Origin of the sequence: Mangrovimonas xylaniphaga, assembly GCF_001280435.1 — a bacterium.
Taxonomy (GTDB): domain Bacteria; phylum Bacteroidota; class Bacteroidia; order Flavobacteriales; family Flavobacteriaceae; genus Mangrovimonas_A; species Mangrovimonas_A xylaniphaga.
Map to the genome: position 1 here is coordinate 323,575 of NZ_LBIP01000013.1, position 11,650 is coordinate 335,224.

General features: G+C 37.9%; 9 protein-coding genes. 2 read left to right on the forward strand and 7 right to left on the reverse strand.

Features of this window, described 5'->3' with window-relative positions; genetic code table 11:
- Window positions 1-8 precede the first annotated feature (8 nt).
- The 7 genes from pyrF to ZA06_RS01600 all read right to left on the reverse strand — a co-directional run bounded on the left by pyrF (window position 9) and on the right by ZA06_RS01600 (window position 9,817).
- Complete coding sequence (pyrF, locus tag ZA06_RS01575) at window positions 9-824, reverse strand: orotidine-5'-phosphate decarboxylase (RefSeq protein ID WP_053975660.1); 816 nt, start codon at window positions 822-824, stop codon at window positions 9-11.
- 81 nt (window positions 825-905) lie between these two features.
- Complete coding sequence (gene prfA, locus ZA06_RS01580) at window positions 906-1,982, reverse strand: peptide chain release factor 1 (RefSeq protein WP_053975661.1); 1,077 nt, start codon at window positions 1,980-1,982, stop codon at window positions 906-908.
- Between the two features lie 156 nt (window positions 1,983-2,138).
- Complete coding sequence (locus ZA06_RS01585; protein WP_053975662.1) at window positions 2,139-4,691, reverse strand: adenosylcobalamin-dependent ribonucleoside-diphosphate reductase; 2,553 nt, start codon at window positions 4,689-4,691, stop codon at window positions 2,139-2,141.
- 219 nt (window positions 4,692-4,910) lie between these two features.
- Entirely contained in the window at window positions 4,911-5,870 is a 960-nt protein-coding gene (locus tag ZA06_RS01590; protein WP_053975663.1) for a DUF3078 domain-containing protein, read from the reverse strand.
- 33 nt (window positions 5,871-5,903) lie between these two features.
- Window positions 5,904-7,082 carry an AIR synthase related protein gene (locus ZA06_RS01595; protein ID WP_053975664.1) on the reverse strand — a complete coding sequence of 393 codons (1,179 nt, stop codon included), beginning with the start codon at window positions 7,080-7,082 and terminating at the stop codon, window positions 5,904-5,906.
- A gap of 186 nt (window positions 7,083-7,268) precedes the next feature.
- The gene (locus tag ZA06_RS16855) at window positions 7,269-7,415 is read right to left on the reverse strand and encodes a hypothetical protein (protein WP_157503042.1); all 147 of its coding nucleotides are present in this window, start codon (window positions 7,413-7,415) and stop codon (window positions 7,269-7,271) included.
- A gap of 215 nt (window positions 7,416-7,630) precedes the next feature.
- Window positions 7,631-9,817, reverse strand: a complete 2,187-nt coding sequence (locus ZA06_RS01600; RefSeq protein ID WP_053975665.1) for a glutamine synthetase III family protein — start codon at window positions 9,815-9,817, stop codon at window positions 7,631-7,633.
- A 240-nt stretch (window positions 9,818-10,057) separates the two neighbouring features.
- Here ZA06_RS01600 and ZA06_RS01605 point away from each other — a divergent pair, with 240 nt between their 5' ends.
- A complete protein-coding gene (locus tag ZA06_RS01605; protein WP_053975666.1) occupies window positions 10,058-11,071 on the forward strand; it encodes a glutamine synthetase beta-grasp domain-containing protein in 1,014 nt (337 codons plus the stop codon).
- Between the two features lie 176 nt (window positions 11,072-11,247).
- Complete coding sequence (locus ZA06_RS01610; protein ID WP_053975667.1) at window positions 11,248-11,607, forward strand: hypothetical protein; 360 nt, start codon at window positions 11,248-11,250, stop codon at window positions 11,605-11,607.
- Window positions 11,608-11,650: the final 43 nt, after the last annotated feature.

The window sequence follows — 11,650 nt, forward strand, 5'->3', positions numbered from 1 at the left end:
GTAATTTTTTAAGCCTGTAAAATTGCTTCCATTTGCTGCTGAAGCTTCTTAGCCTCTTTAGCTGCAGCTTCGGCAAAATCTTCCCCTTGCGATGCGTAGATAATACCTCTTGAAGAGTTGATTAACAAGCCCACTTGATCGTTCATACCATATTTGCACACTTCCTGTAAATTACCTCCTTGAGCTCCAACCCCAGGAACCAACAAAAAGCTATCAGGAATGATGGCGCGTATTTCCGATAAATATTCAGCTTTGGTAGCACCTACCACGTACATTAAATTTTCTGAATTTTTGTAGCTCTTGGAAGTTTCCAGAACGTGCTTATACAATTCCTTTCCATCGATAAGTTTTGTTTGGAAATCAAAAGCCCCTTCGTTGGACGTCAATGCCAACAAAATGGTATGCTTATCTTGGAAGGCCAAGAATGGCTCCACAGAATCTTTTCCCATATAAGGCGCTATCGTAACACTATCAAAAGCCAAATCCTCAAAAAAAGCTTTGGCATACATCGTACTGGTATTACCAATATCTCCTCGTTTGGCATCTGCTATCGTAAAGATTTCAGGATAGTTTTCATTGATATAGGAAATGGTTTTTTCCAAGGCCTGCCAACCTTTGAGTCCGTAAGCTTCAAAAAACGCAATATTAGGTTTATAGGCCACACACAAATCATGAGTAGCATCAATAATAGCCTTATTAAAGGCGAATATAGGATCTTCTTCCTTCAACAAATGAGAAGGGATTTTGTTAAGATCTACATCCAACCCTACACATAGGAATGAGTTTTTAAGTTTTATCTGTTCTACTAGTTGCTCTGTGGTCACGATACTTTATTTATAGCGTTATTTTGAAATTTTAATTTTTTGGAACAAAAAAGCCTCAAAAAAGAGGCTAATTGTTGCAGTTTAAATGACATCGTCACCTGCTTTTAACTTTTCAGTATTTTCAGCAAGCATCAATTCATCTATTATTTTTTGGATATCTCCGTTTACGATGTTTGACAAATCATACAACGTCAAACCAATTCTGTGGTCAGTTACACGACCTTGTGGGTAGTTGTAAGTTCTAATCTTGGCACTACGATCTCCCGAAGACACCATGCTTCCACGTTTGGCTGCATCTTCCTCCTGCTTTTTGGCCAACTCCATATCATACAAACGGGAACGTAATACCTTAAAGGCTTTTTCCTTGTTTTTATGCTGTGATTTTTGATCCTGACACTGTGCTACCAAACCTGTTGGAATGTGAGTTAAACGCACCGCAGAATAGGTAGTATTCACCGACTGACCTCCAGGACCAGATGAACAGAAATAATCAATTCTTACATCCTTAGGATCTATTTGCACATCAAATTCTTCTGCTTCCGGAAATACCATCACCGTAGCAGCACTTGTATGTACACGTCCTTGAGTTTCCGTTTGAGGTACTCGTTGTACACGGTGTACTCCTGCTTCAAACTTCAAAGTTCCATAAACATCTTCACCAGAAACTTCAAACTGGATTTCCTTAAAACCACCACTGGTTCCTTCGCTGTAATCTACAACATCAACTTTCCATCCCTTGCCTTCGCAATATTTGGTGTACATCCTAAACAAATCTCCGGCAAAGATACTGGCCTCATCCCCTCCTGTTCCTGCACGAAGTTCCATCACGGCATTTTTAGTGTCCTCTGGATCCTTAGGAATCAAAAGGAATTTGATTTCATCTTCCATTTTTGGAATGCTCCCTTTGGCTTCATCCATCTGCATTTTGGCCATTTCAACCATTTCTGGATCGCTTCCATCGGCAAGAATCTCTTCAGCTTCCTTAAGATTGTCCAAAAGCGTCTTGTATTCTTCACGCTTATCAACCAATAGCTTAAGGTCCTTATATTCTTTATTTAACTGTATATAACGCTTCTGGTCTGCGATAATATCTGGTTGGATGATCAAATCGCTTACCTCATCAAAACGCTGTTTTACGATATTTAATTTATCTAACATTTGCCTTTTTAAATTGTGCCGCAAAAATACGATAATTTATGAATTGTTGAATTGTTAATGACCACAAATACATCTACCAATACACCACAATTCTTCTGAAAACAAAAAGAGCACCTTAAAAAGTGCTCTCTTTATTTGAATTATATTTCAGGAATCCTATCCACACTTGGAAGATCCACAATCTGTACAGGTCAAACAACCCTCTTGGTAAATCAAGTTGTCTGAATTACAGTTTGAACATTTTCCTTTGGCTTTGGTTCCGTCTTCTACGTAACGTTTAATTGCTCTTACAACTCCATTCTTCCATGTACTGATAGACTCACCGTCCAATTGTAAACTGTTGATCAAATCAACAATTTTCTCAATTGGCATACCGTGACGCAAGGTACTAGAGATCAATTTTGCATAGTTCCAGAACTCTGGGTTGAATTTATGTGACAATCCTTCAATAGTGGTTTTGTAACCTCTTTTGTTTTCATATTGGAAATCGTAACGAGACGTACCGTCTTCATTTCTATTTTTAATGATCACCCCTTCTGTAGCCCACCTTGGAATTAAGATGCCATCTTCGTCATCAGCCAAACCAGTAAAGATTTCATAAGGTTTTCCGTCGATCAAACCTATAAAGGCAATCCACTTCTCCTTATTATTTTGGAATCTTACTACGTCCGCTTCCAATACTGCTGGACGCTTTGTTGGGAACGCTGTTAACGTTTCGTTTGTTTCTTCTTCTTTCTTTTCGCTGTTAGAAATCAATACTCCAGATCGAGAACCATCTCTATAAACAGTTACTCCTTTACAACCTACTTCCCAAGCTTTCAAATATAGTTCTCCAACCAATTCTTCTGACACATTGCTTGGCAAGTTGATAGTCACACTAATAGAGTGGTCTACCCATTTTTGAACAGCTCCCTGCATGCTCACTTTGCTCAACCAATTTACATCGTTAGAAGTAGCCTTATAATATGGAGACTCTTTTACCAATTCATCCAATTCCTCTTGAGAATAATTTTTGGTAATATCGTAACCATTTACTTCCATCCATTGCTTAAAGCGGTGATGGAATACCACATACTCTTCCCAAGAATCTCCAACCTCATCTACGAAGTCCACACGAGCTTCCTTATCGTTAGGATTTACTTTTCTACGACGCTTGTAAACTGGTAAAAACACAGGTTCTATTCCTGAAGATGTTTGAGTCATCAAACTTGTAGTTCCTGTTGGTGCAATGGTCAACAAGGCAATGTTACGACGCCCGTATTCCATCATTTCGTAATACAGCTTTTCATCGGCTTCCTTTAATCTTAAGATGAATGGATTGTCTTTTTCAAGTTCGGCATCATAGATTGTAAAAGCACCACGCTCTTTGGCCGTGTAAACAGATCCTCTATAGGCTGCAATAGCCAAAGTTTTATGAACTTCAACAGAAAATGCATTTCCTTCTTCAGATCCATATTGAATGCCCAAAGCCGCCAACATATCTCCTTCGGCAGTAATACCGATTCCTGTACGACGTCCTTCGTAAGCTTTTTGGCGAATGTTCAACCAAAGGTTTCTTTCGATAGCCTTGATTTCATCAGATTCTGGATCGGCATCGATTTTTGCCAAAATCACATCAATCTTCTCCAATTCAAGATCGATGATATCATCCATCATACGTTGTGCATAAGCAACATGCTTTTTGAACAATTCGAAATTGAAAGAGGCTTTATCTGTAAATGGGTTTTCTACGTATGAAAATAAGTTGATGGCCAACAAGCGACAAGAATCATAAGGACATAAAGGAATCTCCCCACATGGGTTTGTTGACACTGTTTTATAACCAAACTCGGCATAACAATCTGGAATAGACTCTCTTGCAATGGTATCCCAGAATAAAATTCCTGGCTCAGCTGATTTCCATGCATTGTGAACTATTTTCTTCCAAAGACCTGTTGCATCAATTGTTTTGGTTACTTGTGGGTTATCGCTAAAAATAGGATAGGATTGCTTGTAATCAACACCTTCCTTAACCGCTTTCATGAACTGATCGTCAATTCTTACGGACACATTAGCTCCAGTTACCTTTCCTTGTTCCAACTTTGCATCAACGAAAGCTTCAGAATCTGGATGGTTTACCGAAATAGACAACATCAAGGCACCACGACGTCCATCTTGCGCCACTTCTCTTGTTGAGTTGGAATAACGCTCCATAAAAGGAACAATTCCGGTAGAAGTCAAAGCAGAGTTCTTTACATCACTTCCCTTAGGACGGATGTGAGACAAATCATGTCCAACACCACCACGACGCTTCATCAACTGCACCTGCTCTTGGTCTACTTTCATGATACCACCATAAGAATCGGAATCTCCCTCGTTACCAATTACGAAACAGTTGGACAAAGACCCTACTTGGTATTTGTTTCCAATTCCTGCCATTGGACTTCCTTGTGGCACGATGTATTTAAAATCCTTAATTAAATCAAAGATTTCGTCTTCGCTCATAGCATTAGGATAACGAGCTTCTATCCTTGCTATTTCACTAGCAATTCGCCTGTGCATATCATTTGGGGTAAGCTCATAAATGTTCCCATCTGAATCTTTTAAAGCATACTTGTTCACCCACACGCGAGCGGCTAAATCATCACCCTTAAAATAGTCTAATGAAGCTTGAAACGCTTCTTCTTGAGTATAAGTTCTTTTGGACACTGCAGAAGTATCGACTTTCATAATAGCTGAGTTTTTTATTAGAAAAGGTTATTTAAATCGGAATGGTTTTCTGATGGTAAAAGTAGCTGTTTTTAAAACACACTTTACCTGTGTAAAAATAAAGTTATCAATAAACACCTGTTAATTTATTGATAATCAAATAATTAAAAAATGATAAAAATTAAAAAGTTGACAAATAAAAAAAAACGGTTTGTTTTTGTCAGAATAACAATTTAGGGATTAAAAGCCCACAACAACACCCACACCCAGCAATTGCTTCCACTGGATACGGGCGCCATTTTTTTCGTATTCCCCTTCAACCTCTGTGGCTTCCAGATTTTTAACGTCATTGTCATAAATAAGGTGAGAACCAAAACTGGTCTTGACATATTTATTGACCTTAAAATTGAAGAGGACTTCCCAATCTATATCAATATTTCCAAAACTATTAATATAGTCGGTATACAAACTTAGGCGGTTGATTAAATTTATGTTTTCGTAGACCGGTGTCTCAAAGGAATTTGTGAACAGAATTCCCATTTCGGTCCTAATGCGCTGTCCCGGTACAACGACATTGCCATCAAGATCAAACACTGCAGGCGTAACCCCGAACGACCCCGCATTAGACAAAGCTTCGTCCAACACAAACGTAGACTTGAAGGTCATAGGTGAAAAATAAAAAGAAAGCTTCTCTATGTTTTTGCCATATTCAACCCCGCCTCCTAAAAACAGATAACCGGGTGCCATAAATTGGGAAATAGGCTTGCTTGTCTCTGGGTATTTGTAACCGTTGGTAAGCTGGGTTTTAAAGTTGAAACGCGCCGAATAAAACCAATTGGTCAAAGTATCTCTTCGGTAGCCCATATTGGATACCAACTCGATAACGTCATCTGTTTTTCTCACTTCTTGCCCTTGCTGTTTATTGATCCCGTAACGCAAAGTTCCAACAGACTGCCATGAAAAATTCTTGTATTTGTATCCTAAATTGGAGGTTAATCCCAATAAGGCAGAAATAGAGTTGCTACCCCCAGAATTCCAATTCACGAAAGCTACTTCACTTAAATCAAACCCTAACTTGTTGCTTTGCGTCCATTTTGGCTTTATGTCGTGCTTGATCGGTTTTTTTACAAATAACGAGTCAGGCTGCGCCAAAACGCATTGCACACTTAGAACAAATAACAGAACAAAAACATTTTTCATCAAACCCAAAAACTTATAATAGATTACATTTAATTAATAGTTGAACGTTCCAAATTCACTTTCTATTGTAAGTTTTTTGTTTTCAGAAGCCTCTACTCTCCCTACTATTTGTGCATCGACATTAAAAGATTGAGAAATAGCGATGATATCTTCAGCAATTTCTGGAGACACATATAATTCCATTCTGTGCCCACAGTTAAACACTTGGTACATTTCTTTCCAATCGGTTTTTGACTGCTCTTGGATTAACTTAAACAATGGCGGCACAGGGAACAGATTATCTTTGATAACATGTAGTGCATCTATAAAGTGTAACACCTTGGTTTGGGCTCCACCAGAGCAGTGTACCATCCCATGGATATTCTCACTTGCATATTTTGATAAAATCCGTTTGATGATTGGCGCATAGGTTCTTGTTGGAGACAATACCAATTTACCGGCGTCCAATGGAGAATCTTCAACTGCATCAGTCAATTTCACTTGCCCTGAATACACCAATTCCTCTGGGACAGAAGCGTCAAAACTCTCTGGGAATTTCTCCGCCAAATATTTATGGAATACATCATGACGGGCAGAAGTTAAACCATTACTTCCCATTCCTCCATTGTATTCCTTTTCATAGCTAGCCTGCCCAGAAGACGACAATCCAACAATAACATCACCTGCTTTGATGTTGGCATTGTCAATAACATCGCCACGTTTCATTCTAGCTGTAACCGTAGAATCTACAATAATGGTACGCACCAAATCTCCTACATCGGCAGTTTCACCTCCTGTAGAATGAATGGTCACTCCAAAATCCTTTAATTCTGAAATCAATTCTTCAGTTCCATTAATAATTGCAGAAATCACTTCACCTGGAACCAAGTTTTTATTTCTTCCAATAGTAGAGGACAACATAATATTATCTGTAGCTCCTACACATAAAAGATCATCAATATTCATGATCAAGGCATCTTGAGCAATTCCCTTCCAAACAGACACATCTCCTGTTTCCTTCCAATACATATAGGCCAAGGAACTTTTCGTTCCAGCACCATCGGCATGCATGATCAAACAATAGTCTTCATCGTTAGTAAGAAAATCGGGCACAATTTTACAAAAGGCCTTAGGAAACAATCCTTTGTCAATATTCTTAATCGCATTGTGAACGTCTTCTTTGGAGGCAGAAACACCTCGTTGTGCGTATCTTTTACTTATATCTTGGCTCATGAAATCGAATTATGGCACAAAAATAAGGATTGTAATTTATTTTTCAGAGGAAACCAGACTTACTTCTGGCTTTTAACACAAAAAAAAAGACAAATAAATTAAGAACTAATTTACTTGTCTTTCTCGTACTAAAACATTAAACTAAAAACTAAAGTTTTAAATACATCTTGTAGCTGTAAAAGAATGTCACATATCCGTTGCCGGTTTCCCTTTCTGTACCGAAACTATATTGTCCGTTTTTTTCAAATCGTCTTTCTTATCTTCGGAATCCTCCTGAGAAAACAACAATGTAGCAAACATGAGTACGGCTACGCTTAGCAGTAACTTCTTCATTTTACAAATAATTGATTAATAGCACTGTAAATGTAACAAATTATGTTTCCACTTGTAAATGATTCACAGCTTTTTTATCACCAATAATCAATAATTTCGATAATTCGTAAAATACTAAGACGAAATGCATTTTAATAAGCTTTTAAGTACGTGGTATTACGTACAGCCCTATACCTTGAGATACGCTATTTCAATTGTAAATTTCACAAAATCAATCACTTAACAAACAATAATTCACGATATTTTGTTAATGGCCACAACTCGTCATCAACCAATAATTCCAATTTATCGCAATGGTATCTTACCTCATCAAACATTGGTTTTACGGTGTTGCAATAGGCCGTAGCCTTCTTATCTACCGCTTGAATTTTATTGGCTTCTTTTCTTACCTCAATCATCTTTGTTACATTGAAATTGATAGACTCGATATGCCCAGAAATCTCCTTAATAAGATTCAATTGTTCCTTTGCCAATTCCTTAAACTCCGCTCCAAAAATTTCCTTTAAACCTTTCACATTCTCTATCAATATATTTTGATAGCGAACCGCCGTTGGCACAACATGGTTTCTGGCAATATCCCCTAGCACGCGGCCTTCTATTTGAATGCGATGAATGTAATCTTCCATCTCTATTTCATACCTAGCCTGAGCTTCCACCTTATTCATCACCCCTAAATTCTCAAACAATTCAATCACTTTTGGGGATACTTTTACCTTCAAAGCCTCTGGCGTAGTTTTATTATTGCTCAACTTACGCTTTTTAGCTTCCTTTTCCCATGCTTCGCTATAGCCATTCCCTTCAAATAGTATGTTCTTTGAAATTTTGATATACTCCCTCAAAACATTAAAAATAGCTTCATCCTTCTTAAGGTTCTTTTTATCAATCAACACATCCACTTCTTCCTTAAAATCCATTAACTGCTTCGCAACAATAGTATTTAATACCGTCATAGGATTGGCGCAATTAGCCTTTGAACCTACCGCCCGAAACTCAAATTTATTCCCAGTAAAGGCAAAAGGCGACGTTCTATTCCTATCGGTATTGTCCAATAATATTTCAGGAATCTTTCCAACCACATTCAACTTTAAATCCGTCTTTTCTGCAGGTGATAATTTTCCATCAGTGACATTCTCCAATTCATTAAGCACACTACTTAACTGCTGACCAATAAATACCGACATAATTGCTGGAGGCGCCTCATTAGCTCCTAGCCTGTGATCGTTACTAGCCGAAGCCACCGCCGCACGAAGTAATTCCTCATTATCATGGACCGCTTTTATGGTATTGATAAAAAAGGCCAAAAACTGAAGGTTGCTCATTGGTGTTTTTCCTGGACTCAACAAATTCACACCTGTATCGGTACTTAAACTCCAATTGTTATGTTTCCCAGATCCATTAACTCCCTTAAAAGGCTTTTCATGAAATAACACCTTAAAATGGTGCCTTTCGGCTACCTTATTCATAACATCCATTAATAAGGAGTTATGATCTACCGCCAGATTGGCCTCATCAAATATGGGCGCCAACTCAAATTGGTTTGGAGCTACTTCATTATGACGTGTCTTCACAGGAATTCCCAAAAGCATGCATTCATTTTCCAAATCACGCATATAAGCCATCGCCCTATTTGGTATAGTTCCAAAATAATGATCATCCAATTGCTGACCTTTAGCCGCAGAATGCCCTAACAAAGTTCTTCCGGTAAGTACAATATCCGGTCTAGAGGCCGCCAAGCCACTATCTATTAAAAAGTACTCCTGCTCCCAACCTAAGGAAGCATTCACCTTCCTTACATTTTTATCAAAATATTTACAGACTGCCACAGCCGCATTATCAACTGCCTGTAAAGCTCTTAATAATGGCGTTTTATAATCCAAAGCCTCACCTGTATAGGCCACAAAAACCGTAGGAATACACAAAGTGGTCCCATATATAAATGCCGGAGAGGTAGGATCCCAAGCCGTGTACCCACGAGCTTCAAAGGTATTTCTAATACCTCCATGCGGAAAACTTGACGCATCGGGTTCTTGTTGCACCAATTGCCCCCCATCAAACTTTTCTATGGCAACACCACCGCCTACAGGCTCAAAAAAGGCATCATGCTTTTCGGCCGTGGCTCCCGTTAAAGGCTGGAACCAATGTGTATAATGAGTAGCTCCTTTAGATATAGCCCATTCCTTCATTCCTGCAGCTATATGATCCGCAATCGTTCTATCTATTTTAAAGCCAAATCTATTAGCATCCATAACACTATTACAGGCCTCTTTGGTTAAAAATTGGCGCATGGCCACTTCATTAAAAACCTTTGAACCAAAAATGGCAGAGCGGCGCTCTTCAAAATCCATTTTTAAGGGCACCCTATCAAAAGACTCCTTGACAGCATGAAATCGTAATGTTGACATATTTAAATATTTAGACCACAAAAATAGCGGGTAAGCCCATTTCAGTAAAAGCAATTTCACCTAAATTATTAACAAAATCGCATTTTTACCCCTAAAAAAGCACCCGTTTTAAAAATAACCCTAAAAAAAACAGGGCTTAATTAAAAAAAAGAATACCTGTTAATAAAATACCCCCTAAAAAAAGGCAGTTAATATCAAATCATTTATATTTGCCCTATTAATTGATAATATTTTTATACAATGGCAAAATCTAAACTTGAGTACATTTGGCTAGATGGTTATTACCCTACTCAAAACATGAGAAGTAAAACTAAAGTCGAAGAAGATTTTAGTGGTAAATTAGAAGACTGTCCTATTTGGTCTTTTGATGGAAGTTCAACAAAACAAGCTGAAGGCGGATCTTCTGACTGCCTTTTAAAGCCGGTTGCTATTTACCCTGACCCAGCAAGAAAAGACGGGTACTTGGTAATGACAGAGGTTTTAAACGCTGATGGAACTCCTCACGAATCAAACGGAAGAGCTACCATTGATGATGATGACAACGATTTCTGGTTCGGATTCGAACAAGAATACTTCATCATGGACACTCATACTCAATTGCCATTAGGATTCCCTATTGGAGGTTACCCAGGTCCTCAAGGAATGTATTACTGTTCTGTAGGTGGTAAAAACACTCACGGTAGAGATATCGTTGAAGAGCACGCTGACCTATGTATTGAAGCTGGTTTGAACTTTGAAGGAATCAACCAAGAAGTTGCTTGTGGTCAATGGGAATTTCAATTGTTTGCTAAAGGCGCTAAAAAAGCTGGTGACGAAATTTGGGTAGCACGTTATTTATTGGATCGTTTGACTGAAAAATATGGTTACTATATTGAATACCACCCAAAACCAATTAAAGGTGACTGGAACGGGTCTGGTATGCACGCAAACTTCTCTAACTCTGTATTGAGAACTTGTGGAGACAAAGAAACTTATATGAAAATTTGTGAAGCGTTCCGTCCAGTTGTAAAAGAGCACATCGAAGTTTACGGAGAGTTTAACGACGAGCGTTTAACAGGTTTACACGAAACTGCTTCTATCAACGATTTCAGCTATGGAGTTTCAGATAGAGGTGCTTCAATTAGAATTCCAATTATTACCGTTGAGAAAGGTTGGAAAGGATGGTTGGAAGATCGTCGTCCAGCATCTAACGGAGACCCATACAAGATTGCCGGTAGAATTGTGAAGACAGTAAAATCTGCAGTATTGGATTAAATTTGTTCATAATCACATAAATGGTCAAAAGCTTACATTCATTTGTAAGCTTTTGTTTTTTTTTATGCCACCGTTGTAAAACATTACTAATATCACGAAAACGAAATTAATTTCTTTGGTTAACGCGCAAATTTTTAGGAATTTTATAAACTTAAAATTTGACCTTAGTTTGAATTATGATCAAACCTATAAGAATTGTTGACGAGAACAAAGAACTAGAACTTTACACGGGAATATTTAGTATCTATGTACTAGGAGGATGGGACGTTGTGGTAGAAAATTTCACTTTCACACTGACAAATAAGAAAAGTGGCAAAGTAATTAATCCGAAAATAACCCAATGGCGTAATCAATCTTATGAGTTTGGTGAAAAAGCAAAAAAGATAATGACACTAGATATACCTGAACGAGGTATTTATTTAATTGAGTTTAAAAACCAAAACAATTTGAAAGTTTGGAAAGCAAGTTTTCCGTACATAAACAGATTGTTTGCACAGCCAATTGAAAAACAATGGATTCAAATTTGTATTAAATAAAAACGTTTTACAACACCGTGTACAATCCATTGCTTCTGATTTT

Excerpts from the sequence above, each read along its gene's own strand:
- prfA (WP_053975661.1), bottom strand. The coding sequence starts at position 1,982 with ATGTTAGATAAATTAAATATCGTAAAACAGCGTTTTGATGAGGTAAGC.
- ZA06_RS01585 (WP_053975662.1), bottom strand. The coding sequence starts at position 4,691 with ATGAAAGTCGATACTTCTGCAGTGTCCAAAAGAACTTATACTCAAGAA.
- ZA06_RS01590 (WP_053975663.1), bottom strand. The coding sequence starts at position 5,870 with ATGAAAAATGTTTTTGTTCTGTTATTTGTTCTAAGTGTGCAATGCGTT.
- ZA06_RS01595 (WP_053975664.1), bottom strand. The coding sequence starts at position 7,082 with ATGAGCCAAGATATAAGTAAAAGATACGCACAACGAGGTGTTTCTGCC.
- ZA06_RS16855 (WP_157503042.1), bottom strand. The coding sequence starts at position 7,415 with ATGAAGAAGTTACTGCTAAGCGTAGCCGTACTCATGTTTGCTACATTG.
- ZA06_RS01600 (WP_053975665.1), bottom strand. The coding sequence starts at position 9,817 with ATGTCAACATTACGATTTCATGCTGTCAAGGAGTCTTTTGATAGGGTG.
- ZA06_RS01605 (WP_053975666.1), top strand. The coding sequence starts at position 10,058 with ATGGCAAAATCTAAACTTGAGTACATTTGGCTAGATGGTTATTACCCT.
- ZA06_RS01610 (WP_053975667.1), top strand. The coding sequence starts at position 11,248 with ATGATCAAACCTATAAGAATTGTTGACGAGAACAAAGAACTAGAACTT.